The sequence below is a fragment of the Streptomyces sp. AC627_RSS907 genome, from assembly GCF_019049165.1.
The window spans coordinates 32,271-56,283 of the sequence record NZ_JAGMUE010000047.1; the positions used below are offsets into that span (position 1 = coordinate 32,271).

At 71.7% G+C, this 24,013-nt stretch carries 23 protein-coding genes; 17 read left to right on the forward strand and 6 right to left on the reverse strand.

Annotation, left to right across the window (positions count from 1 at the left end; genetic code table 11):
* Positions 1 to 236 precede the first annotated feature (236 nt).
* A complete protein-coding gene (locus KUM32_RS12880; RefSeq protein WP_217141989.1) occupies positions 237 to 1,100 on the forward strand; it encodes a hypothetical protein in 864 nt (287 codons plus the stop codon).
* Here the strand turns inward: KUM32_RS12880 and KUM32_RS12885 are convergent.
* Both KUM32_RS12885 and KUM32_RS12890 read right to left on the reverse strand, forming a co-directional pair.
* Positions 1,024 to 2,361, reverse strand: coding sequence for a D-arabinono-1,4-lactone oxidase (locus KUM32_RS12885; RefSeq protein WP_254405471.1), 1,338 nt, complete (start codon positions 2,359 to 2,361; stop codon positions 1,024 to 1,026). The two genes, KUM32_RS12880 and KUM32_RS12885, sit on opposite strands and share 77 nt — an antisense overlap.
* Positions 2,303 to 3,559, reverse strand: a complete 1,257-nt coding sequence (locus KUM32_RS12890; protein ID WP_217141990.1) for an MFS transporter — start codon at positions 3,557 to 3,559, stop codon at positions 2,303 to 2,305. Before KUM32_RS12890 ends, KUM32_RS12885 begins: the two co-directional genes overlap by 59 nt.
* Positions 3,560 to 3,733: 174 nt before the next feature.
* Between KUM32_RS12890 and KUM32_RS12895 the strand changes: the two genes are divergently transcribed.
* Together KUM32_RS12895 and KUM32_RS12900 are read left to right on the forward strand one after the other, a co-directional pair.
* Entirely contained in the window at positions 3,734 to 4,861 is a 1,128-nt protein-coding gene (locus tag KUM32_RS12895; protein ID WP_217141991.1) for a ferrochelatase, read from the forward strand.
* An 8-nt stretch (positions 4,862 to 4,869) separates the two neighbouring features.
* Positions 4,870 to 5,688, forward strand: coding sequence for an inositol monophosphatase family protein (locus KUM32_RS12900; RefSeq protein WP_217141992.1), 819 nt, complete (start codon positions 4,870 to 4,872; stop codon positions 5,686 to 5,688).
* A gap of 105 nt (positions 5,689 to 5,793) precedes the next feature.
* On the opposite strand, the gene KUM32_RS12905 is transcribed toward KUM32_RS12900, so the two are convergent.
* Positions 5,794 to 5,967 carry a hypothetical protein gene (locus KUM32_RS12905; RefSeq protein WP_167392522.1) on the reverse strand — a complete coding sequence of 58 codons (174 nt, stop codon included), beginning with the start codon at positions 5,965 to 5,967 and terminating at the stop codon, positions 5,794 to 5,796.
* Between the two features lie 684 nt (positions 5,968 to 6,651).
* Here KUM32_RS12905 and KUM32_RS12910 point away from each other — a divergent pair.
* From KUM32_RS12910 to KUM32_RS12925, 4 genes are all read left to right on the forward strand, one after another.
* Positions 6,652 to 7,305: a response regulator transcription factor gene (locus KUM32_RS12910; RefSeq protein ID WP_003993508.1), complete on the forward strand. Its 654-nt coding sequence runs from the start codon at positions 6,652 to 6,654 to the stop codon at positions 7,303 to 7,305.
* A gap of 6 nt (positions 7,306 to 7,311) precedes the next feature.
* The gene (locus KUM32_RS12915; RefSeq protein WP_217141993.1) at positions 7,312 to 8,556 is read left to right on the forward strand and encodes a HAMP domain-containing sensor histidine kinase; all 1,245 of its coding nucleotides are present in this window, start codon (positions 7,312 to 7,314) and stop codon (positions 8,554 to 8,556) included.
* A 405-nt stretch (positions 8,557 to 8,961) separates the two neighbouring features.
* The gene (locus tag KUM32_RS12920) at positions 8,962 to 9,258 is read left to right on the forward strand and encodes a DUF4193 domain-containing protein (RefSeq protein WP_003993510.1); all 297 of its coding nucleotides are present in this window, start codon (positions 8,962 to 8,964) and stop codon (positions 9,256 to 9,258) included.
* A 13-nt stretch (positions 9,259 to 9,271) separates the two neighbouring features.
* Entirely contained in the window at positions 9,272 to 10,207 is a 936-nt protein-coding gene (locus KUM32_RS12925) for a hypothetical protein (RefSeq protein WP_217141994.1), read from the forward strand.
* Between the two features lie 34 nt (positions 10,208 to 10,241).
* Here KUM32_RS12925 and KUM32_RS12930 read toward each other — a convergent pair whose 3' ends face one another.
* The gene (locus KUM32_RS12930) at positions 10,242 to 10,703 is read right to left on the reverse strand and encodes a DUF3093 domain-containing protein (RefSeq protein ID WP_217141995.1); all 462 of its coding nucleotides are present in this window, start codon (positions 10,701 to 10,703) and stop codon (positions 10,242 to 10,244) included.
* Between the two features lie 57 nt (positions 10,704 to 10,760).
* Here KUM32_RS12930 and KUM32_RS12935 point away from each other — a divergent pair, with 57 nt between their 5' ends.
* From KUM32_RS12935 to KUM32_RS12970, 8 genes are all read left to right on the forward strand, one after another.
* On the forward strand, positions 10,761 to 11,345 hold the full coding sequence (locus KUM32_RS12935; RefSeq protein ID WP_217141996.1) for a PaaI family thioesterase: 585 nt from the start codon (positions 10,761 to 10,763) through the stop codon (positions 11,343 to 11,345).
* The gene (gene dut / locus KUM32_RS12940) at positions 11,342 to 11,902 is read left to right on the forward strand and encodes a dUTP diphosphatase (protein WP_308408644.1); all 561 of its coding nucleotides are present in this window, start codon (positions 11,342 to 11,344) and stop codon (positions 11,900 to 11,902) included. The genes KUM32_RS12935 and dut overlap by 4 nt, the downstream gene beginning before the upstream one ends.
* A gap of 1 nt (position 11,903) precedes the next feature.
* Complete coding sequence (locus KUM32_RS12945) at positions 11,904 to 12,659, forward strand: DUF3710 domain-containing protein (RefSeq protein WP_217141997.1); 756 nt, start codon at positions 11,904 to 11,906, stop codon at positions 12,657 to 12,659.
* Between the two features lie 292 nt (positions 12,660 to 12,951).
* Positions 12,952 to 13,644, forward strand: coding sequence for an ABC transporter ATP-binding protein (locus tag KUM32_RS12950; protein WP_217141998.1), 693 nt, complete (start codon positions 12,952 to 12,954; stop codon positions 13,642 to 13,644).
* Between the two features lie 123 nt (positions 13,645 to 13,767).
* On the forward strand, positions 13,768 to 16,329 hold the full coding sequence (locus KUM32_RS12955; protein ID WP_217141999.1) for a sensor histidine kinase KdpD: 2,562 nt from the start codon (positions 13,768 to 13,770) through the stop codon (positions 16,327 to 16,329).
* Positions 16,326 to 17,009 (forward strand): response regulator, encoded by a 684-nt coding sequence (locus KUM32_RS12960; protein WP_217142000.1) that lies wholly within the window; start codon positions 16,326 to 16,328, stop codon positions 17,007 to 17,009. The genes KUM32_RS12955 and KUM32_RS12960 overlap by 4 nt, the downstream gene beginning before the upstream one ends.
* A 94-nt stretch (positions 17,010 to 17,103) precedes the next feature.
* A complete protein-coding gene (locus KUM32_RS12965) occupies positions 17,104 to 17,502 on the forward strand; it encodes an OB-fold nucleic acid binding domain-containing protein (RefSeq protein ID WP_073731801.1) in 399 nt (132 codons plus the stop codon).
* Between the two features lie 3 nt (positions 17,503 to 17,505).
* Positions 17,506 to 18,366, forward strand: coding sequence for a DUF3159 domain-containing protein (locus KUM32_RS12970; protein ID WP_308408645.1), 861 nt, complete (start codon positions 17,506 to 17,508; stop codon positions 18,364 to 18,366).
* A 109-nt stretch (positions 18,367 to 18,475) separates the two neighbouring features.
* Here KUM32_RS12970 and KUM32_RS12975 read toward each other — a convergent pair whose 3' ends face one another.
* Together KUM32_RS12975 and KUM32_RS12980 are read right to left on the reverse strand one after the other, a co-directional pair.
* Entirely contained in the window at positions 18,476 to 19,153 is a 678-nt protein-coding gene (locus KUM32_RS12975) for a TrkA family potassium uptake protein (protein WP_217142001.1), read from the reverse strand.
* Positions 19,153 to 19,824, reverse strand: coding sequence for a TrkA family potassium uptake protein (locus KUM32_RS12980; protein ID WP_217142002.1), 672 nt, complete (start codon positions 19,822 to 19,824; stop codon positions 19,153 to 19,155). The genes KUM32_RS12975 and KUM32_RS12980 overlap by 1 nt, the downstream gene beginning before the upstream one ends.
* Before the next feature lie 601 nt (positions 19,825 to 20,425).
* Here KUM32_RS12980 and KUM32_RS12985 point away from each other — a divergent pair.
* Entirely contained in the window at positions 20,426 to 22,489 is a 2,064-nt protein-coding gene (locus KUM32_RS12985) for an APC family permease (RefSeq protein ID WP_217142003.1), read from the forward strand.
* Positions 22,490 to 22,551: 62 nt separating this feature from the next.
* The gene (locus KUM32_RS12990) at positions 22,552 to 23,904 is read left to right on the forward strand and encodes a class I SAM-dependent RNA methyltransferase (protein ID WP_217142004.1); all 1,353 of its coding nucleotides are present in this window, start codon (positions 22,552 to 22,554) and stop codon (positions 23,902 to 23,904) included.
* Positions 23,905 to 24,013: the final 109 nt, after the last annotated feature.

The following is a 24,013-nucleotide window of genomic DNA, read 5'->3' on the forward strand; positions in this document are numbered from 1 at the left end:
ACGGGAGACCGGACCCAGGGCTCGCAACAGTACTCCATTCGGGCCACGTGCGTGGATCGGCACGCCGCCCGACTTCCGGCGAGGGGGAGCACCGGGCCGCCCCGGTGTGATTTCCACGCTCCGGAGCGTGGCGTACTTCACGCAATCACCAGAAACGGAACTAATGGTTTCGTTCGTACGTCCCTTTCTCGTGCAGTTGATCGATCACGTACGGGAAAGGTGGGCAAGGTCCGGGGATGCGTGAAAAGCCCGATACCGTGGACGATGCGGACGTGCGTACGGAGGGGGAGACCAAGCGAATCGACCTGAGCCTGCCCCAGGTCGCGGGGAGCGCGCTGGCGGCGGTGGTGGCCGCCAAGCTCGCCTCCTCCTTCGGCGTGTACGGCACGATCCTCGGAGCCGGCCTGATCAGTGTCATCGCCACCTGTGGAGGCTCGGTCCTCCAGCACTTCTTCAAGCGCACCGGCGAGCAGCTGCGGGTCAGGCGAGCCGCCGAAGCCGCCGCCGGCGCCGGACGCGCCGACGGGCGCGCGGCGCCCGTCCCGGGCGAGTTCACCGAGGGCACCGTCTACCGCGCGCGGACGCGCGGCTGGAAGCGTCCGGTGATCGCGGCGGCCCTCGTCTTCGGTGTCACCATGGGCGGGATCACCGCGTACGAACTGGCCTCCGGCCACAGTCTGAGCGGCGACCGGAGCACCACCGTCGGAAACGCCTTCACGGGCAACCACAGGTCCGCTTCGGACAAGGAGGACTCGGACTCGGACTCGGACCGCCCGAGCGATCCGGCGGACAGCGGCGACCCGCAGGACTCCCGGGAAACCGGCGGCCCGGGGGATTCCGGCTCCGCTGACGACGCCCCGGCCGCGACCCCGTCCGGCACCCCTGACCGCACCGCCGACAGCACGCCGTCGGACGGCACCCCTTCGCAGGACGGCGGCACGGCGACGAGTCCGACGCCCACGCCGGACGCCACCGGGGCCGAGGGCTCGGGCGGGACCACGAGCCCGGACCCCGGCCCGTCGGCTACGGCCCGAGAACCCGGCGCAGATAGTCGTTCCGGAACAGACGGTCCGGATCAAGACGGTCCCGCAGCGCCGTGAACTCGCTGAAGCGCGGATACACCCGGGAGAAGTACTCGGCGTCCCGGGTGTGCACCTTCCCCCAGTGCGGCCGTCCGCCGTGGGCCGTGAAGACGCGCTCGGCGGCGGTGAAGTACGCCTGGTAGGGCGTACCCCGGAACATGTGCACGGCGATGTACGCGCTGTCGCGGCCCGAGGCCGTGGACAGCGTGATGTCGTCGGCCGGGGCCGTCCGCACCTCCACCGGGAAGCTGATCCGGAGCCGTGACCGGTCGACCATCGCCTTCAGCTCACGCAGCGTCTCGACGACGGCCTCGCGCGGGACGGCGTACTCCATCTCCATGAACCGCACCCGGCGCGGAGAGGTGAAGACCTTGTAGGGGATGTCCGTGTACGTCCGCGCGGACAGCGCCTTGCTGGAGACCCGCGCGATCGCCGGGACGGTGGCGGGCACCGCGCGCCCGACGTGGTTGGCCGCCTGGAACACGCCGTTGGACAGGAACTCGTCCTCGAACCAGCCCCGGAGCCGCCCCACCGGCTGCTCGGGTCCGGCGCTGCGGTTGTTGCGCTTGGTGTTGGTGTTGCCGGTGTGCGGGAACCAGTAGAACTCGAAGTGCTCGTTCTCGGCCCACAGTTCGTCGAAGTCGGAGAGGACCCGCTCCAGCGGCATCGGTTCCTCGCGGGCCGTGAGCAGGAAGACCGGCTCCACCGTGAAGGTGATCGCGGTGACGACGCCCAGGGCGCCGAGGCCGATCCGGGCGGCGGCGAAGACCTCGGGGTTCTCCTTCTCGGAACAGGTCAGCACCGAGCCGTCCGCCGTGACCAGTTCCAGGCCCCGGATCTGGGCGGCGATCGAGGCGGAGTCGCGGCCCGTGCCGTGGGTGCCGGTGGAGGTGGCTCCGGCCACGGTCTGCTCCATGATGTCGCCCATGTTCGCCAGCGACAGGCCCTCCCGCGCGAGGGCCAGGTTGAGCCTCTTGAGCGGCGTGCCGGCCTCGACCGTGACCGTCATGGCGGCGCGGTCGACGCTGCGGATGCCGGTCATGAGCCGAGGGCGTACCAGCACGCCGTGGGTCGCGGCTATGGACGTGAAGGAGTGTCCGGTGCCGACGGCCTTGACCGGCAGCCCGTCCTCGGCCGCCCTGCGAACGGCTTCGGCCAGCTCCTCGACGGAGGCCGGGGTGACCTCCCGCGCGGGGCGCGCGGAGACGTTGCCGCCCCAGTTACGCCATGTGCCGTTCTTTCCGCTCGTCTTCCCGATCACCGTGCGTGTACTGCTCAACGGTCCCTCCCCGACGCGGTTCCGGCCGCTTGAGCCGGCGGTACCCGAGGAAACCGACCGCGACCGCGACGGCCCCGGCCACCGCCGGAACCCCGTACCCGGCACGCGCCCCGGATGCGTCGATCACCCAGCCTCCCGCGGAGGAGCCGAGCGCGACCCCGACCGCGAGGCCGGTGCTCACCCAGGTCATGCCCTCGGTGAGCTGCGTGCGCGGTACGTGCTCTTCGATGAGGGACATGGTCGTGATCATCGTGGGAGCGATCGACAGACCCGCAACGAACAGCGCCACGGCCAGAGACAGCAGGTTTCCGACCAGTAGGAGGGGGATCATACTCACGGCCATCGCACAGACGCCCAGGAGCCAACGACGTTCGGGCGGTCCGGCGAAGCGCATCAGTCCGAAAATCATGGCCGCCGTGCACGAACCCGCCGCGTACAGGGCGAGCACCAGACTGGCGGCGGCCTTGTGGCCCTCGTCCTCGGCGAAGGCCACGGTGACGACGTCGATGGCCCCGAAGATCGTGCCCGTCGCCGTGAACGTGCCGACCAGGACCTGCAGGCCCCGGGAGCGCAGCGCGGTGCCGCCGCCCTTGTGCTCACGCGGATGCGGCTCCGGCTCGGTGGCGCGCTGCGAGGTCAGCCAGAAGACGCCCGCCGCCAGGAAGCAGGCGGCGAGCAGCGGCCCGGCCTCCGGGAACCACGCCGTGGACAGGCCGATGGAGATGATCGGTCCGAAGATGAAGCAGATCTCGTCCACCACGGACTCGAAGGAGTACGCGGTGTGCAGCTGCGGGGTGCCCCGGTACAGGGCCGCCCACCGGGCCCGGACCATCGCGCCGAGGCTCGGCACGCAGCCGACGCCGACGCAGGCCGCGAACAGCACCCAGTCCGGCCACCCGTAGTGCGCGGCCGGCAGCAGTACGGCCGCCGCGGCGAGCGAGACCAGGGTCGCCGGGCGCAGCACCCGTCGCTGGCCGTACCGGTCCACCAGGCGGGAGACCTGCGGCCCGGCCACGGCGGCGGACAGTGCGATGGTGGCCGACAGGGCCCCGGCCAGTCCGTACCGCCCGGTGAGCTGCGAGATCATCGTGACCACGCCGATGCCCATCATCGACAGCGGCATCCGGCCGAGGAAGCCCGCGGCGGAGAAACGCTTGGTTCCGGGGGCGGTGAACAGGGCGCGGTAGGGGCTGGGCAACGGTGTCTCCGGAACGGCTCAGTAAGGTGCTCGGTAAGGCGCGAACACAGTCGATACAGCTTACTCGTCAGGTGGCCCGGCATCACCCCTCCGGTCCGGCGAAAGGTCCGGCGCGCGCACGGTCGCTACCCCCACCGTTTCACCGCTGTCAGTACCGGGTGGCAGGATCGAGACATGTCTGACGTGCTCGATGCCAGCCCCTACGACGCCCTGCTCCTGCTCTCGTTCGGCGGCCCGGAGGGCCCGGACGACGTGGTCCCGTTCCTGGAGAACGTGACACGCGGGCGCGGCATCCCGAAGGAACGCCTCAAGGAAGTCGGCCGGCACTACTTCCTCTTCGGCGGGGTCAGCCCCATCAACGACCAGAACAGGGCCCTGCTGGACGCCCTGCGCGAGGACTTCGCCGAGCACGGCCTGGACCTGCCGGTCTACTGGGGCAACCGCAACTGGGCGCCGTACCTGACGGACACCCTGCGCGAGATGGTCCGCGACGGCCACCGCCGGATCCTCGTCCTCGCCACCAGCGCCTACGCCTCGTACTCGGGCTGCCGCCAGTACCGGGAGAACCTCGCGGACGCGCTCGCCGCCCTGGAGGCCGAGGGGCTGGAGCTGCCGGAGATCGACAAGCTCCGCCACTACTTCAACCACCCCGGCTTCGTCGAGCCCATGGTCGACGGTGTCGTCCGGTCCCTCGCCGAGCTCCCGGAGGAGGTCCGGGACGCCGCGCACATCGCGTTCTCGACCCACTCGATCCCCACCTCCGCAGCGGACACCTCCGGCCCGGTCGAGGAGCACGGCGACGGCGGGGCGTACGTCCGCCAGCACCTGGACGTGGCCCGGGTGATCGCCGACGCGGTCCGCGAGCGCACCGGCGTCGACCATCCCTGGCAGCTCGTCTACCAGTCGCGCTCCGGCGCCCCGCACATCCCGTGGCTGGAGCCCGACATCTGCGACCACCTGGAAGAGCGCCACGCCGCCGGCGTGCCCGCCGTGGTGATGGCCCCCATCGGCTTCGTCTCCGACCACATGGAGGTCCTGTACGACCTCGACACGGAGGCCACGGCCAAGGCCGGGGAGCTCGGGCTGCCGGTGCGCCGTTCGGCCACCGTCGGCGCCGACCCGCGGTTCGCCGCCGCCGTCCGCGACCTCGTCCTGGAGCGGGCCGCCGCCGAGCGCGGCCGGGAGGTCACGCCGTGCGCCCTGGGCGCCCTGGGCGCGAGCCACAACCTGTGCCCGGTCGGCTGCTGCCCCGCCCGTGCCCCGCGTCCCGCCGCCGCGGGCGCCGACAGCCCCTACGCGTGAGGAACCCCGTGACCGACGTGACGACCGACCCGCTCCACGCCGACCTGCTGAAGATCGCCCAGGAGGCCGCCCGCCGCGCGGGCGAGCTGCTGCGCGACGGCCGCCCCGCCGACCTCGCGGTCGCCGCCACCAAGTCCAGCCCGATCGACGTGGTCACCGAGATGGACATCGCGGCGGAGAAGCTGATCACCGGCCTGATCGCCGACCGCCGTCCCCACGACGGCTTCCTCGGGGAGGAGGGCGCCTCCACCGAGGGCACGAGCGGCGTCCGCTGGGTCATCGACCCGCTCGACGGCACGGTCAACTACCTGTACGGGCTGCCCACCTGGGCGGTCTCCATCGCCGCCGAGCAGGACGGCGAGCGGGTCGCCGGGGTGGTCGTGGCCCCCATGCGGGGCGAGGCCTACCACGCGGTGCGCGGCGGCGGGGCCTGGGCGACCGGCGCCTGGGACGGTGAGCGCCGGCTCGCCTGCCGTGCCGCCGCGCCGCTCGACCGGGCGCTGGTCTCCACCGGCTTCAACTACGTCGCCGACGTCCGCGCCGAACAGGCCGAGATCGCGCGGCGGCTGATCCCGCTGGTGCGCGACATCCGGCGCGGCGGCTCGGCCGCGATCGACCTGTGCGACGTGGCCGCGGGACGCCTGGACGGCTACTACGAACGCGGACTGCACCCCTGGGACCTCGCGGCGGGCGACCTGATCGCCCGGGAGGCGGGCGCGGTGACCGGTGGACGCCCCGGGGAACGCCCGTCGGGCGAGCTGACGATCGCGGCCACCCCGGCCGTGTTCGAGCCCCTCCAGCGGCTGCTGGTGGACTTCGGCGCCTGACGGCCCCGGTCCCGCGGAGGAGGTCCCGTCGGCCCGCCGCCGACACGGCGCGACGACGGGGCCCCGGCGCTGGATTCCGCCGGGGCCCCGTCGCTCACGGGCCGGTCAGACGCCGGTCGCGCCGACCTCCACACCGTGCTCGGCAGCGAGACGGCGCAGGTCGTCGAGCTCGCCCAGCTCCACCTCGACGAGGAACTCGTCCCCCTCGTCGCGGGCCCGGGACAGGTCGGACTCGGTCGTCTTTATGCGCTGCAGAAGTCCTGCGGTGAAAGCGTCCATGCTGCGCCCCCTCGTCCTGGGTCGTGGGTCGGTGGCACGGGGGTGTGCCGTTGGGAAGGGGCGATCACGTCTCCGGTGGAGTGCCCAGCGCTCACCCTGCCGGGCGGCGACCGTGCCGGACACCCACGCCCGCTCTGCGGAAGCGGACCGCGGCGTACCGCATGGTGGTGCGGCACAGGCAGAGCGTGATCGCGGGGTGTAAACCCGTCCTCCCCCCGCGCCCTTCCGCGGAAACCTCAACGAGGAAGAAAATCTCGCATTCCCGGTTCCGCCGCCGTTCCGGCCGTCCCGCGCCCCGGGGCCCAGGCCGTCGGCGGCCCCTGGAGCCGACCCGGGGCCGTCCTGGATCCGTCCCGGATCCGCTCGCGAGCCGTGCTCGGCCTGTCCTCGACCTGTCCCCGGCCTGCCCTCGACCTGTCCTCGGCCGGTCTTCGAGTCGTCCCTGGGTGTCGTCCTGAGCCTCGTCCCCGGCGTCGTCCTGCAGTGGAGCCGCCATGGAGCCGCCCTATGCAGCCGTCATGGGGTCACCGCGAGTCGCTCTCCCGGTTCGCCACCGGTCTCTCACCCGCCTTACAGCCGACTTATGGCCGAAAAGGGCAGGATGGAGGCAACACACCCACCAGCCCCCCTGCCCTCGTGCGCCCTGGACGCGCTACGCGGGTGGACACAGGAAGGACAAGCGACGTGCGCGTACTCGTCGTCGAGGACGAGCAACTGCTCGCCGATGCGGTGGCCACCGGACTGCGCCGGGAGGCCATGGCCGTCGACGTCGTGTACGACGGTGCGGCCGCCCTGGAGCGCATCGGCGTCAACGACTACGACGTGGTCGTCCTGGACCGCGACCTCCCCCTCGTGCACGGCGACGACGTGTGCCGCAAGATCGTCGAACTCGGCATGCCGACGCGCGTGCTGATGCTCACGGCCTCCGGCGACGTGAGCGACCGCGTCGAGGGCCTGGAGATCGGCGCCGACGACTATCTGCCCAAGCCCTTCGCGTTCAGCGAGCTCATCGCGCGCGTGCGCGCCCTGGGCCGGCGCACCAGCGTGCCCCTGCCGCCCGTCCTGGAGCGTGCCGGGATCAAGCTCGACCCCAACCGCCGCGAGGTCTTCCGCGACGGCAAGGAGGTGCAGCTCGCGCCCAAGGAGTTCGCCGTGCTGGAGGTGCTGATGCGCAGCGAGGGCGCGGTCGTCTCCGCGGAGCAGCTCCTGGAGAAGGCCTGGGACGAGAACACCGACCCGTTCACCAACGTCGTGCGCGTCACCGTCATGACCCTGCGCCGCAAGCTGGGCGAGCCGCCCGTCATCGTCACCGTCCCCGGCTCCGGCTACCGGATCTGACCGACCGTGGCGACGACACCCGCGCCCCCCGGGGCGCCTCCGAAACCCACCTGGGACCCCCGCTCGGCCACGCCCCTGCCGTGGCTGCGGCCCACCATCCGGATAAGGCTCACGCTGCTGTACGGCGGCATGTTCCTGATCGCCGGCATCCTGCTGCTGTCGATCATCTACCTGCTGGCCGCGCAGGCCGTGCGCACCGGCAACGAACCGCTCTACAAGATCGTCGACTTCAACGACCTCAGGGTCACCAGCAGCGACTGTCCCGTGGTCGACAACGGCAACCTGTCGCTGTCCGAGTTCAACGCCGCGATCAGCGACTGCATCGACCACCAGCGCAAGGTCGCCCTGGACAACCTGCTCAGCCGCTCGCTGCTGGCCCTGCTCGGCCTCGCCGTGATCGCCTTCGCCTTCGGCTACGCCATGGCCGGGCGCGTCCTGTCCCCGCTGGGCCGCATCACCCGCACCGCGCGCGCGGTGGCGGGCTCCGACCTCTCCCGGCGGATCGAGCTGGACGGACCGGACGACGAGCTGAAGGAACTGGCGGACACCTTCGACGACATGCTGGAGCGGCTCCAGCGGGCCTTCACCGCGCAGCAGCGCTTCGTCGGCAACGCCTCCCACGAGCTGCGCACACCGCTGGCGATCAACCGCACGCTCCTGGAAGTCCACCTGTCCGATCCGAACGCCCCGGTGGAGCTCCAGCAGCTCGGCAAGACACTGCTGGCCACCAACGAGCGCAGTGAACAACTCGTCGAAGGACTCCTGCTGCTCGCCCGCAGCGACAACCAGATCGTGGAGCGCAAGCCGGTGGACCTCGCCGAAGTGGCGGGCCAGGCCATCGACCAGGTGCACGCGGAGGCCGAGAGCAAGGGCGTGGAGCTGCGCGGGACGCGGGAGCCCGCGGTGGTGCAGGGCAACGGCGTCCTGCTGGAGCGGATCGCCCTGAACCTGGTGCAGAACGCCGTGCGCTACAACCTGGCCGAGCGGGGCTGGGTGGAGGTCACCACCGCGGTCGGGAACGGCCAGGCGGTCCTGGTGGTCACCAACACGGGGCCGGTCGTGCCGGCGTACGAGATCGACAACCTCTTCGAGCCGTTCCGGCGGCTGCGGACCGAGCGGACGGGCAGCGACAAGGGCGTCGGCCTCGGCCTGTCCATCGTGCGGTCCGTGGCCCGGGCGCACGGAGGGCAGATCTACGCGCAACCGCGCGAGGGCGGGGGGCTCGTGATGCGTGTCACGCTGCCCGTCTGAGATCATGACCTCGACATCTCGCCGAGCCCGAGAAAGTTTCGCTTTGAGCGGAATTTCCAGGTCGGCGGCCGGAGAATCCCGTGTGTGATCGATCACAGCGAAGGCTTTCCGGCCCTCTACTCTCCGTGATCATGCACCCTGGCGGAAGGCCGGGAAAATCCCGGTTTTCAGGGGTCCTGATCACGGGAAGTACACGGTGAGACGCCTTTGAAGTGCGGCATTCGGACCGTGTACGGTCCCCATCGCCATCCAAGCCGATCACTCTTGAGGAGTCCGGTTGGGTGTCGATTGAGTAACAGACCTTGATGTGAGGCAAAATCTCCGCCTCAGGTCGGGCACAAGTCCGGCCTCTCACGCGTTACGTGCGCTGGAGACACCGCAGACACCCAGAGGGGGAGAGCGACCATGGCAACCGATTACGACACTCCACGCAAGACCGACGACGACGTCGACTCGGACAGCCTCGAAGAGCTGAAGGCCCGGCGGAACGACAAGTCCGCCTCGGCCGTCGACGTCGACGAGTTCGAGGCCGCGGAAGGCCTCGAACTTCCCGGCGCCGACCTCTCGAACGAGGAACTGGCCGTCCGTGTGCTGCCCAAGCAGCAGGACGAGTTCACCTGCATGAGCTGCTTCCTGGTGCACCACCGCAGCCAGCTGGCCCGGGAGAAGAACGGCCAGCCGATCTGCCGCGACTGCGACTGAGGCGGGGTCGGCCGTGACCGGCTCGACCCCTTCCTGGAGGCGCCGCTTCTCCAGGCGAGGAGCGGACCAAGGACCGTCCGACGGTCCGTACAGCGCGCGCGACGACGAGCGAGGCCCGACCGACACGGGGACGGCCTCGCTCGAACCGGGGGCCGACCGGGGTGACCTCCCGGCGACCGTGGAGAAGCCGGCGCCCGCTGCCCGGCGCAGGGCAGCGGCGTTCCGGCAGAAGGCGGGCCAGGGCGTCCGCAAGGGCGGCGACCGCGCCAGAGCCGCCCTGGCGCACCTCGCCGACCGGATCATCGATCTGGCCCCGCGCGTGCCCGTACGGGACCTGGCGACGCTCCGGGAGCAGTTCCCCGGCCTCGGACCCGAGGAACTCGCCGACCGGCTGGTGGCCGGCGCCGCCAGGGGCTCGGCGACCGTCGGGGCCGGAGTCGGCGCGGCGGCGATGATGCCCGTACCGCCCGCGATGCCCGCGGAACTGGCCGCCGAGATCACCGGCGTCGCGGCGATCGAGCTCAAGCTGATCGCCGAACTCCACGAGGTCTACGGCCTGCGCCCGCCCGGCAGCCTCGCCCAGCGCAGCGCCGCGTACCTCACCTCCTGGTCCGACGAGCGCGGCGTCGACGCGACCAAGCCGTCGACCCTCGGCTCGGCGATGAACAGCCACATGAAGCGCCAGCTGCGCCAGCAGATCATGAAGCGCATGGTGCGCAACCTGCCGAACCTGATGCCGTTCATGGTGGGTGCGGCCGTGGGCGCCGTCATGAACCGCCGCGACACCAGGAAGCTCGCCGCCCGGATCCGCGCGGACCTGCGCGAACGGCAGGTGCCCTGGAGCGCCCTCGACGGCCTTCCGGCTCTGGAGCGACCGGAGGACGCGCTGGACATGGGCGCCGTCACCAAGGAGCTCGGCCACCGCCCCGGCGGAGACGACCGGCGCTGACCGCCGCAGGCGACGCTCGCCTCCCGCGCGTGCGCTACGCGGCCGCCTGCGCCGCCCGCAGGGCCTCCACCAGCCGCTCCGGCTCCCGCGTCGACAGGTACAGGTACGGCGTCGGGTCCTCGGGATCGGTGACCACGACACGCACGGCCCGCGGGATGTAGGCGCGCAGCAGCAGGAAGGCGCGGGTGTCGGCCTTGTGGGTACGCCAGGCACGGGCCTCCTCCGGATCGAGGATCTCCGCCTCGCCCAGGGCCGAGACCGGCACCTTCGCCTCGCCCGCGATCAGCGAGTCGCCGACGACACGAATGCGCACCGCGCCGTAGGAACTGGCGGCCACCGCCGCCACCGCCGTCCCGCCGGCCAGGCCGCCGAGGATCGGCAGCGTGCCGAAGGGCACCAGTATCAGGGCGAACGAGATGCCCACCAGGAAGGAGAGCAGCCACCAGGAGCGGGGCGCGGTGAGGCGTTCTTCGTAGGGCGCGGTGGAGAGCTGCATGGGCCAAGCTTGGCACGGTATCGGTGTTCGGCCGACGCGCGGGTAAGGTCTGCGCCTGTGAGTGGTACTTCCGCAGGTCTTCAGCCTCCCGCCGACGCCGTGAAACCCGTGCGGCACCCCGACGCGCCCGCCCCCGGCGAACTGCTCGGCGCGCACTACGGCCAGTGCTTCGGCTGCGGCGGCGACCAGCCCCACGGACTGCACCTGCAGGCGCGGGCCGGTGAAGGCGTGTCGATCACCGCCGAGTTCACCGTGCGGCCCGCCCACCAGGGCGCTCCCGGTCTGGCGCACGGCGGCGTACTGGCCACCGCCCTGGACGAGACCCTCGGCTCGCTGAACTGGCTGCTGCGCACGATCGCGGTGACCGGGCGGCTCGAGACCGACTTCCTGCGGCCGGTGCCCGTCGACACGAAGCTCCACCTGGAGGCCGAGGTCACCGCGGTGGCCGGCCGGAAGATCTACTCCACCGCCACCGGCCGGATCGGCGGCCCCGACGGCCCCGTGGCCGTCCGCGCCGACGCCCTCTTCGTCGAGGTCGAGGTCGATCACTTCGTGAACCACGGTCGCGAGGCGGAGATCCGCGCCGTCATGGACGACCCCGACCAGCTCCGTCGCGCCCGGGCCTTCGAGGTGAACCCGTGAGCCCCGGGAGCCGGGAACCCCTGGACGTCCTGATCCGCCGCGTCGACCCCGACGTACCGCTGCCCGCGTACGCGCGGCCCGGCGACGCGGGAGCCGACCTGCGCACCACCGTGGACTGCGAACTGTCTCCCGGCGAGCGGGCCGTTCTGCCCACGGGCGTGTCCGTGGCGCTCCCCGAGGGGTACGCGGCCTTCGTGCACCCGCGTTCCGGGCTGGCCGCCCGCCTCGGTGTCGCCCTCGTGAATGCCCCGGGGACGATTGATGCCGGGTACCGTGGGGAGATCAAGGTGATCGTGGTGAATCTCGACCCGCGCGAGACGGTGCGGTTCGAGCGCTTCGACCGGATTGCCCAACTGGTCGTCCAGCAGGTCGAGAGGGTCCGCTTCCGTCAGGTCGCGGAGCTTCCCGGCTCGGCGCGGGCCGAAGGGGGCTTCGGGTCCACCGGCGGACACGCCGAGACGGACCGTGCAAGCGGCACAAGCGGTCAGGTCGCCGAGGGCGGCCCGACGGGTGGGAATCGATACGCTTCGGTCGTATCCGACCGGGAAGGACAGTGACGTGTTCGGACGTCGCAAGAAGAGGGATGCCGCCGAGGACGCGGCCGGCGAGACCGAGCAGGTCGTCGACAGCGTCGACACCGAGGCGGACGGAGAGCGCGAGCGCGTGCGGCTCGAACCCGGTCCACGGCCCGACGGTCCCTGGGACAGCACCGAGGTCCAGAACCCGGGCGAGGGCCGGGTGGACCTGGGCGGCCTGTTCGTCCCCGGGGTCGAGGGCATGGAACTGCGGGTGGAGGTCGCGGGCGACGCGATCGTCGCCGCGACCGTCGTGCTGCGCGACAGCGCCATCCAGCTCCAGGGTTTCGCCGCGCCCAAGCGCGAGGGCATCTGGGGCGAGGTGCGCGAGGAGATCGGCTCCGGCATCACCCAGCAGGGTGGCATCGTCGACGAGGTCGAGGGCCCGCTCGGCTGGGAGCTGCGTGCCCAGGTCCCGGTGCAGCTGCCGGACGGCACGAGCGGCTTCCAGGTCGTGCGGTTCGTCGGTGTGGACGGTCCCCGCTGGTTCCTGCGCGGAGTGATCTCCGGCCAGGGCGCGGTGCAGCCGCAGGCCGCCGGTCTGCTGGAGCAGATCTTCCGGGACACGGTCGTCGTCCGTGGCGACGGCCCCATGGCCCCCCGGGACCCGATCGTCCTCAAGCTGCCGAACGACGCGCAGATGGTCCCCGAGGGCGTCCAGCAGGAGGAGGGGGGCTCCCGCTTCTCCGGCGGCATGGGCCAGCTCCAGCGCGGACCGGAGATCACCGAGGTCCGGTAGGCGAGAGGACTCCGTACGGACTTCCGCGCGCGCGTACGAGGACGCGCACCTGAGGACGCGCGTGCGAGGATGAGGGCCGCGCCCCACGGGGGCCGCGGCCCTCGGCCGTACCGGGGTCTCCGTCTCGTCGGCCGGGCTCGTGTGCCCGCGCGGATCACGGCCCGTGCGGGCACCGTCCGCGGACCGGCGGAGGCACGTGCCCGTGGACCCGGGGTGGCAATCCGGGCCGGACCGTTGAACGCCGCGGCGCGGGCTGGCCATACTGGCGCCCGGGGTACGGCGGGGAGGGCACATGAGTCAGCTGGTCACCGAGACCATGGTGAGCGTGGAGGACGTGCACAAGTCCTACGGCCACGGCACCGCGGCCGTGCACGCCCTGCGCGGCGTCTCCTTCACGGTGCCGCGCGGGGAGCTCGTCGCCCTCAAGGGACGCTCCGGGTCGGGGAAGACCACCCTGCTCAACATCGTCGGCGGTCTCGACGTACCGGATGCCGGACGGGTCGAGGTCGACGGCCGTGACCTGGCGGAGCTGGACGAGGACGGCCTGCTCGCCCTGCGCCGGGACCGGGTCGGCTTCGTCTTCCAGTCGTTCGGACTCATCCCGATCCTCACGGCCGCCGAGAACGTCGGCGTGCCGATGCGCCTGCGCCGGGCCGCACCGCGCGAGCGCGAGGAGCGGGTCGAACTGCTGCTCTCCCTGGTCGGCCTCGCCGACCACGCCGCCCAGCGGCCCGGCGAACTGTCCGGCGGACAGCAGCAGCGGGTCGCCATCGCCCGCGCCCTCGCCAACAACCCGGCCCTGCTCGTCGCCGACGAACCCACCGGCCAGCTCGACGCCGAGACCGGCCACGCCGTGATGGAGCTGCTGCGGGCCGTCGTACGCAGCGAGCGTGTCACCGCCCTGGTCGCCACCCACGACGCCACCCTGCTGGACCTCGCCGACCGGGTGCTGGAGCTGCGGGACGGGGAGATCACCGAGCGGTGACGCCGCGGGCGTCAGAGTTCCGTCAAGAGGTCCGGCGTCACGTACCAGCCCCCGTTCTGTCGTGATCGCGGGTCGTAAGGTCGACGCTGCGCAGTCAGCGGCGACCGGAAGACAATGAGGGCCATGGGACGCGGCACACTTCGGATCTACCTCGGCGCGGCGCCGGGCGTCGGCAAGACGTACGCGATGCTGTCCGAGGCGCACCGCCGCATCGAGCGGGGCACCGACTGCGTCGTGGCGTTCGTGGAGCACCACGGCAGGTCGCGCACCGAGGTGCTGCTGCACGGCCTGGAGCAGGTGCCGCGCCGGGAGCTGGTGCACCGCGGCGCGGTCTTCACCGAGCTGGACCTGGACGCGGTGCTGGCCCGCGCCCCCCGGGTGGCCCTGGTGGACGAGCTCGCCCACACCAACGTGCCCGGCGCCCGCAACGCCAAGCGCTGGCAGGACGTCGAAGAGCTGCTGGCCGCCGGCATCGACGTGGTGTCGACCGTCAACATCCAGCACCTGGAGTCGCTCGGCGACGTCGTCGAGTCGATCACGGGCGTGCGGCAGCAGGAGACCGTGCCGGACGAGATGGTGCGGCGCGCGGACCAGATCGAACTGGTGGACATGTCGCCGCAGGCGCTGCGCCGGCGCATGGCGCACGGCAACATCTACCAGCCCGACAAGGTCGACGCGGCCCTGTCCAACTACTTCCGCCCCGGCAACCTGACCGCCCTGCGCGAGCTGGCACTGCTGTGGGTGGCGGACCGGGCCGACGAGTACCTCCAGCAGTACCGCAACGAGCACCGGGTGTCGAAGATCTGGGGCTCGCGCGAGCGGATCGTGGTCGGCCTGACCGGCGGTCCCGAGGGGCGGACCCTGATACGGCGGGCCGCGCGCCTCGCGGAGAAGGGCGCCGGCGGTGAGGTGCTGGCCGTGTACATAGCCCGCAGCGACGGGCTGACCTCCGCCTCCCCGAAGGAACTCGCGGTGCAGCGCCCCCTGGTCGAGGACCTCGGCGGCACCTTCCACCACGTGCTCGGCGACGACATACCGGCCGCGCTGCTGGACTTCGCGCGCGGCGTCAACGCCACCCAGATCGTCCTCGGCTCCTCGCGCCGCAAGGCCTGGCAGTACGTCTTCGGCCCCGGCGTCGGAGCCACGGTGGCCCGCGAGTCCGGCCCCGACCTGGACGTCCACATCGTGACCCACGAAGAGGTCGCCAAGGGGCGCGGACTGCCGGTGGCCACAGGCGCGCGCCTCGGGCGCTCCCGGCGGCTCTGGGGCTGGCTCGTGGGCCTGGGCGGACCGGTGCTGCTGACGCTGCTGCTGGACACCGTGGACCTCGGACTCGCCAACGACGTCCTGTTCTACCTCGCGCTGACCGTGGCCGCGGCCCTGCTCGGCGGCCTGTATCCGGCGCTCGCGTCGGCGGCGGTCGGCTCCCTGCTGCTGAACTGGTTCTTCACACCGCCGGTCAACCGGATCACCATCGCCGACCCGAGGAACATACTTGCGCTCGCCATATTCGTGGGTGTCGCGCTCTCCGTGGCCTCGGTCGTCGACGTCGCGGCCCGCCGCACCCACCAGGCCGCCCGGTTGCGCGCCGAGTCGGAGATCCTGTCCTTCCTGGCCGGCGACGTCCTGCGCGGCGAGACCAGTCTGGAGACCCTGCTGGAACGGGTCCGCGAGACCTTCGGCATGGAGTCGGCCGTCCTGCTGGAGCGGGAGGGCGACGTCGCGCCCTGGACCTGCGCCGGCCGGGCCGGGACGGGACCGCCGGTGGAGCGCCCGGAGGACGCGGACGTGGACATGCCGGTCGGGGACCACATGGCCCTCGCGCTGACCGGCCGGGTGCTGCCCGCCGAGGACCGCCGGGTGCTGGCCGCCTTCGCCGCCCAGGCCGCCGTCGTACTGGACCGGCGACGCCTGCGCGAGGAGGCCGACCGGGCTCGCGCGCTGGCCGAGGGCAACCGCATCCGCACGGCACTGCTGGCCGCCGTCAGCCACGACCTGCGGACACCGCTGGCCGGGATCAAGGCGGCCGTCACCAGCCTGAGGTCCGACGACGTGGCGTGGTCGGAGGAGGACCAGGCGGAGCTGCTGGAGGGCATCGAGGAAGGCGCGGACCGCCTCGACCACCTCGTGGGCAACCTGCTCGACATGTCCCGCCTCCAGACCGGCACGGTCACCCCGCTGATCCGCGAGATCGACGTCGACGAGGTGGTGCCGATGGCGCTCGGCGGGGTGCCGGAGGCGAGCGTCGAGCTGGACATCCCCGAGACGCTGCCCATGGTCGCCGTGGACGCGGGGCTGCTGGAGAGGGCGATGGCCAACCTCGTGGAGAACGCCGTCAAGTACAGCCCGGCCGGCCGGACCGTCCTGGTGGCCGGAAGCGCCCTCGCGGACCGCGTCGAGGTGCGGGTCGTCGACCGGGGACCGGGCGTGCCGGACGACGCCAAGGACCGGATCTTCGAGCCCTTCCAGCGCTACGGGGACGCCCCGCGCGGAGCCGGCGTGGGGCTCGGCCTGGCCGTGGCCCGGGGCTTCGCCGAGGCGATGGGCGGCACCCTGAACGCCGAGGACACGCCCGGCGGCGGCCTCACCATGGTCCTCACCCTCCGCGCGGCGGGAGCGCCGCCCGGGGCCCCGGCACCCCCGCCCCTCCACTCCACGACCGCAGAAAGGCAGGCCGCCTCATGACCCGGGTGCTCGTGATAGACGACGAGCCGCAGATCGTGCGTGCCCTCGTGATCAACCTCAAGGCACGGCACTACGAGGTCGACGCCGCCCACGACGGTGCCACCGCCCTGCAGCTCGCCGCCGCCCGCCACCCCGACGTGGTGGTGCTGGACCTGGGCCTGCCCGACATGGACGGCGTCGAGGTGATCAGGGGGCTGCGGGGCTGGACCCGGGTGCCCATCCTGGTGCTGTCCGCGCGGCACTCCTCCGACGAGAAGGTCGAGGCACTCGACGCGGGCGCCGACGACTACGTCACCAAGCCCTTCGGCATGGACGAACTGCTGGCCCGGCTGCGCGCCGCCGTCCGCCGCGCCGAGCCGGTCCCGGGCGGTGAGGACGACGTGATCGTGGACACCGCGGAGTTCACCGTCGACCTGGCCGCGAAGAAGGTGAACCGGGACGGCAGGGACGTACGGCTGACCCCGACCGAGTGGCATCTGCTGGAGGTGCTGGTGCGCAACACCGGACGCCTGGTCGGCCAGAAGCAGCTGCTCCAGGAGGTGTGGGGGCCGTCGTACGGCACGGAGACGAACTACCTGCGGGTCTACATGGCCCAGCTGCGCCGCAAGCTGGAGGCCGACCCCTCGCATCCGCGGCACTTCATCACGGAGCCGGGCATGGGGTACCGCTTCGAGAAGTGAGCGGCGGTGAGCGGGAAGTGAGCCGTACGTGAGCCTCGCGATACGGGGCCCGAGCGGGTGCATGGCTGCCGGTGCGCCCCGGTACGCTTCAGATATGAGTGCTGCTCCGCGTTCCGACAAGCCGGTGGGCCGGTTCCGGCGCATGTTCGACCGGCTCTCCTCGTCCCAGGAGGACCTGGAGTCCGAGGAACTGCGCGAGGACGCCGACACGGCCGGCTGCACCCGCATCTGCGACTGCCAGGACCGCCAGATCGTGTCGGTAACTGGTACCTTGCGCACGGTCACCCTGCGACCGCGCGCGGGCGTCCCGGCCCTGGAGGCCGAACTCTTCGACGGCTCCGCCGCCCTGGACGTGGTGTGGCTGGGCAGACGTTCCATCGTCGGCATAGAGCCGGGGCGCAAGCTCATCGCATCGGGCCGGATCTCGATGAGCCGGGGCCGCCGGGTGCTCTTCAACCCGAAATACGAACTGAGACCCCTCGGACGGGAGTAGCCGGTGACGTCGCTCGACAAGCCGACCGAAGAAGCGGAAGCGGACGACGCCCGGGCGGTGACGGAGGCCGCGCTGTTCGAGGCGTTCGGCGGCGTCCGGGGCATGATCGAGACGGTGCTCCCGGGCCTGCTCTTCGTCACCATCTTCACCCTCAACAACGACCTGCACATGTCGGCGATCGCCGCCCTGGCCGTGTCGGTGGTGCTGGTCGTGGTCCGGCTGGCGATGAGGGACACCGTCAAGCACGCCTTCAGCGGGGTCTTCGGCGTCGCCTTCGGCGTGGTCTTCGCGATGATGACCGACAACGCCAAGAACTTCTACCTGCCGGGCATGCTCTACACGCTGGGCCTGGCGCTGGCGTACATCGTCACCTCGCTGGCCGGCGTGCCCCTGATCGGCCTGATCCTCGGCCCCGTCTTCAAGGAGAACCTCTCCTGGCGCACCCGCAACCCGGGCCGCAAGAAGGCGTACACCAAGGCCAGCTACGCCTGGGGCCTGATCCTGCTCGCCAAGAGCGCGATCCTCTTCCCGCTGTACTGGTGGGCGGACACCGAGGAGCTCGGCTGGGTCCTGGTGACCCTGAAGATCCCACCGTTCCTGCTCGCCGTCTGGCTGACCTGGGTCTTCCTCGCGAAGGCGCCGGCCCCCATCGACGTGTTCGCGGAGATGGAGGCGGCGGAGAAGGCCGAGGAGGAGAAGGCGCGGCGGGAGAAGGCCGAGCGCGAGGAGGCCGAGCGCCGGCGCACGACCGAGCTCTTCGGCGGCGTCAGGGAGCCCGGGGCCGACGACACGCCGCACCGGCTCGCGGAGGGCGGGAGCGACGTCGCGGACTCCTCGCGAAGCGGCAAGCACCGCAAGGGGTGACGGGTACGGCCGGCCCCGAGCAGGCGCGGCCCGACGGAGAGCCCCGGACGAGGAGGCTCGCCACGACGGTGGGGCGCCCGGAGAAGTCCGGGCGCCCCACCGTCGTACGTCAGCGTGCGGCGTCGGTCCGCCGTGCCGACAGCAGGTCCTCCAGCTGCTCCTCACGGGCCTGAGCCGCCACGAACAGCAGCTCGTCGCCGGCCTCCAGCGAGTCCTCCGGGGACGGGGTCAGCACCCGGGCACCCCGGATGATGGTGACCAGCGAGGTGTCCTGGGGCCACTCGACGTCCCGGACCCGGGTCCCGGCCAGGGCCGACTCCTCCGGCAGCGTCAGCTCCACCAGGTTGGCGTCGCCGTGGCTGAAGCGCAGCAGCCGGACCAGGTCGCCGACGCTCACCGCCTCCTCCACCAGGGCCGACATCAGCCGCGGTGTGGAGACGGCGACGTCCACGCCCCAGGACTCGTTGAACAGCCACTCGTTCTTCGGGTTGTTCACCCGGGCGACGACGCGCGGCACGCCGTACTCCGTCTTGGCCAGCAGGGACACGACCAGGTTCACCTTGTCGTCGCCCGTCGCGGCGATGACGACGTTGCAGCGCTGGAGCGCCGCCTCGTCCAGGGAGGTGATCTCGCACGCGTCGGCGAGCAGCCACTCCGCCATCGGGACGCGCTCGACCGAGATGGCGGTCGGCGCCTTGTCGATGAGCAGGACCTCGTGGCCGTTCTCCAGCAGCTCGCCGGCGATCGAACGGCCGACCGCACCGGCTCCGGCAATGGCGACCCTCATCAGTGACCGCCCTCCTCTTCGGGACCCTTGGCGAACGCCGCCTCGACCTTGTGGACCTCGTCGGTGCGCATCATCACGTGCACCAGGTCACCGTCCTGCAGCACGGTCTGCGACGTGGGGAGGATGGCTTCCCCGAGCCGGGTGAGGAACGCCACCCGCACCCCGGTCTCCTCCTGGAGCCGGCTGATCTTGTGACCGACCCAGGACGCCGAGGTGTGCACCTCGGCGAGCTGGACCCCACCGGTGGGGTCGCGCCACAGCGGCTCGGCGCCCGAGGGGAGCAGCCGGCGCAGCATCTGGTCGGCCGTCCAGCGGACGGTGGCGACCGTGGGGATGCCCAGGCGCTGGTAGACCTCGGCGCGCCGGGGATCGTAGATGCGGGCGGCGACGTTGTCCACGCCGAACATCTCGCGGGCCACGCGGGCGGCGATGATGTTGGAGTTGTCGCCGCTGGAGACGGCTGCGAAGGCACCGGCCTCCTCGATGCCCGCCTCGCGCAGGGTGTCCTGGTCGAAGCCGATGCCGGTGACCCTGCGGCCGCCGAACGAGGAACCCAGGCGACGGAAGGAGGTGGGGTCCTGGTCGATCACGGCGACCGTGTGCCCCTGCTGCTCCAGGGTCTGCGCGAGCGCGGAACCCACGCGTCCGCAGCCCATGATGACAATGTGCATCGCCTCACACCGCGCTTCCTGCGGGCCCGTCGGCCTCTGTGGATGTCCTGCTCATGTCTCTCTTTCGGCTCGCCTGGCGACACGTCGCGGCCAGTGTGCGGCCGCAGGGGAACATCATGCCGGTGAACGCCGACGGTGCCGCCGTCCGGGGGCCCGTCCCGGGCCGGACCCGGGCCGGGACGGGCCGGTTCCGGAGCTGTCCCCGCCCTTTCCGGGTCCGGGGCGCCGGGTTCGTTCCCCTGTCCGCACCCAACGTAGAGGCACGCCGTCGAGGACCGCAGGAGTCGAGGACCGCAGGAGTCGCCTCACCCCTCGGCCGACGACCCCCTGCGGCCGATGCTGCGGATGCTGGCGAGGGTGAGGATTCCGAGGCCCACGAGCGTGGCGGCGCCGCCGATCAGCTCTGCGGTCAGGTGCATCGAACCTCCAGGGGCGACAATGGCCGCGAGACGGGCGGTGTTTGTCATATAGGCATGCGAACCCCTCGATCTGCGGAATCCGCAGCCGCACCACCCTCCGAATTCACCCGGAGAGCAGATGACGCACGGGTCAGGGGTGGCGGGTGGGCGTCCGGCCGTTCGAACGCTTACGATCCTCTGTTGTGTCCAAACTGACCGACGTGCCCAAGCGGATTCTGATCGGGCGCGCACTGCGCAGTGACCGGCTGGGGGAAACGCTCCTGCCGAAGCGCGTCGCCCTTCCCGTCTTCGCCTCCGACCCACTGTCCTCCGTGGCCTACGCGCCGGGCGAGGTGCTGCTGGTCCTGTCGATCGCGGGCGTGTCGGCGTACCACTTCAGCCCCTGGATCGCGGTCGCGGTCGTCGTGCTGATGTTCACCGTCGTCGCCTCCTACCGGCAGAACGTGCACGCCTATCCGAGCGGTGGCGGCGACTACGAGGTGGCGAACACCAACCTCGGGCCGAAGGCGGGCCTGACGGTGGCGAGCGCGCTGCTGGTCGACTACGTCCTCACCGTCGCCGTCTCCATCTCCTCCGGCATCGAGAACCTCGGCTCCGCGATCCCCTTCGTCGTCGAGCACAAGGTCCTCTGCGCGGTCGCCGTGATCCTGCTGCTGACGCTGATGAACCTGCGCGGCGTGAAGGAGTCGGGCACGCTGTTCGCGATCCCGACGTACGTCTTCGTGGCGGGCGTCTTCCTCATGATCCTGTGGGGCGCGTTCCGCGGAGTGGTGCTCGGCGACACCATGCGCGCCCCGACGGCCGACTACGAGATCAAACCGGAACACGGGGGCCTGGCCGGCTTCGCCCTGGTCTTCCTCCTGCTGCGGGCCTTCTCCTCCGGCTGCGCCGCGCTCACCGGCGTCGAGGCCATCTCCAACGGTGTCCCGGCCTTCCGCAAGCCGAAGTCGAAGAACGCGGGCACCACGCTGGCGCTCATGGGCTTCCTCGCCGTCACCATGTTCTGCGGCATCATCGCGCTGGCCTCCGTGACCAAGGTCCGGATGGCCGAGAACCCGGCCGTCGACCTGATCCACAACGGCGTCGCGGTCGGCGCCGACTACGTCCAGAACCCGGTGATCTCCCAGGTCGCCGAGGCCGTGTTCGGCAAGGGCAGCTTCCTGTTCATCGTGCTGGCCGCGGCCACCGCGCTCGTGCTGTTCCTCGCCGCCAACACCGCGTACAACGGCTTCCCGCTGCTCGGCTCGATCCTCGCCCAGGACCGCTACCTGCCGCGCCAGCTGCACACCCGCGGCGACCGCCTGGCCTTCTCCAACGGCATCGTGCTGCTCGCCGGAGCGGCCATGCTCCTGGTGTGGATCTACGGCGCCGACTCCACGCGCCTGATCCAGCTCTACATCGTCGGCGTGTTCGTCTCCTTCACGCTCAGCCAGATCGGCATGGTCCGCCACTGGAACCGCCACCTGGCCGCCGAGCGGGACCAGGCCAAGCGCCGGCACATGATCCGCTCCCGGGCCATCAACACCTTCGGCGCCTTCTTCACCGGCCTGGTGCTCGTCGTCGTCCTGGCCACGAAGTTCACCCACGGCGCCTGGGTCGCCCTGCTCGGCATGTGCATCTTCTTCGCGACGATGACGGCGATCCGCAAGCACTACGACCGCGTCGCCGACGAGATCGCGGCCCCCGACGACCAGGAGGCGGCCTCCGGCGACGACATGGTGCGCCCCTCCCGCGTCCACTCCGTCGTCCTGATCTCCAAGATCCACCGCCCGACGCTGCGCGCCCTCGCCTACGCCAAGCTGCTGCGCTCGGACTCCCTGGAGGCGCTCAGCGTCAACGTCGACCCGGCGGAGACCAAGGCACTGCGCGAGGAGTGGGAGCGGCGCGGCATCGACGTACCGCTGAAGGTGCTGGACTCGCCGTACCGCGAGATCACGCGGCCGGTCATCGAGTACGTCAAGAGCCTGCGCAAGGAGTCGCCGCGCGACGCGGTCTCCGTGATCATCCCCGAGTACGTGGTCGGCCACTGGTACGAACACCTGCTCCACAACCAGAGCGCCCTGCGCCTCAAGGGCCGCCTGCTGTTCACGCCGGGCGTCATGGTCACCTCGGTCCCGTACCAGCTCCAGTCCTCCGAGGCCGCCAAGCAGCGGGCCCGCAAACGGCAGGACTGGAGCGCGCCCGGCGCCGTCCGGCGCGGTCCGGCCCAGCCCGACCGGGCGAAGGACTCCTCGTCGGCGACGTAGACTGGACGGCTGTTGTCCTCTGACGTCCGTTCCTGTCGTCCCGTTCTCTGGAGTCACCCGCCATGCAGGCAGAACCGAAGAAGTCGCAGGCGGAGTCACCAGCGGTCTCGCTGGTCGGCGAGGAGTACGAGGTCGAGGTCGGCCCCGTCGCCCACGGCGGCCACTGCATCGCCCGTACGTCCGAGGGGCAGGTGCTGTTCGTCCGGCACACACTGCCCGGCGAGCGGGTCGTCGCCCGGGTGACGGAGGGCGAGGAGGGCGCGCGCTTCCTGCGCGCCGACGCGGTCGAGATCCTCTCGGCCTCCAAGGACCGCGTCGAGGCGCCCTGCCCCTTCGCCGGTCCCGGCCGCTGCGGCGGCTGCGACTGGCAGCACGCCAAGCCGGGCGCCCAGCGCCGGCTGAAGGGCGAGGTGGTCGCCGAGCAGCTGAAGCGCCTCGCGGGCCTCACGCCCGAGGAGGCCGGCTGGGATGGCACGGTGATGCCGGCCGAGGGCGACAAGGTGCCCGCCGGGCAGGTCCCGTCGTGGCGCACCCGCGTGCAGTACGCCGTGGACGACGAGGGCCGCGCGGGCCTGCGCAAGCACCGCTCGCACGAGGTGCAGCCGATCGACCACTGCATGATCGCCGCCGAGGGCGTCAGCGAACTGGGCGTCGAGCGGCGCGACTGGACGGGCATGGAGTCCGTCGAGGCGATCGCGGCGACCGGTTCGCAGGACCGGCAGGTCATCCTGACCCCGAAGCCGGGCGCGCGGCTGCCCATCGTCGAACTGGACCGTCCGGTCTCCGTCATGCGCGTCGGCGAGAAGGACGGCGGCGTCCACCGCGTCCACGGCCGCCCCTTCGTCCGCGAGCGCGCGGACGGCCGCACCTACCGGGTGGGCAGCGGCGGTTTCTGGCAGGTCCACCCGAAGGCCGCCGACACGCTGGTCACGGCGGTCATGCAGGGCCTGCTGCCGCGCAAGGGCGACATGGCCCTCGACCTGTACTGCGGCGTGGGGCTGTTCGCCGGAGCACTGGCCGACCGCGTCGGCGAGGCGGGCGCGGTCCTCGGCATCGAGTCCGGCAAGCGCGCCGTCGAGGACGCCCGGCACAACCTCGCCGGCTTCGACCGCGTCCGCATCGAGCAGGGCAAGGTCGAGGCCGTCCTGCCGCGCACGGGGATCGACGAGGTCGACCTCATCGTCCTCGACCCGCCGCGCGCGGGGGCGGGCCGCAAGACGGTGCAGCACCTGTCGTCGCTGGGGGCGCGGAGGATCGCGTACGTGGCCTGCGACCCGGCCGCACTGGCGCGGGACCTGGGGTACTTCCGGGACGGGGGGTACCGGGTGCGGATGCTGCGGGTGTTCGATCTGTTTCCGATGACGCATCATGTGGAGTGCGTGGCGATCCTCGAACCGGTGTCGAAGGGCTCCTGACCTGCGGGTCTGTAGCCTAGGGCGTTCGCTGGACCTGTTTTCCTCCGCGGAACGGGTCGGGCAGGCACGCCGCTCGTACGAACTCGCCTGACCTGCGGGTACAGGGTGG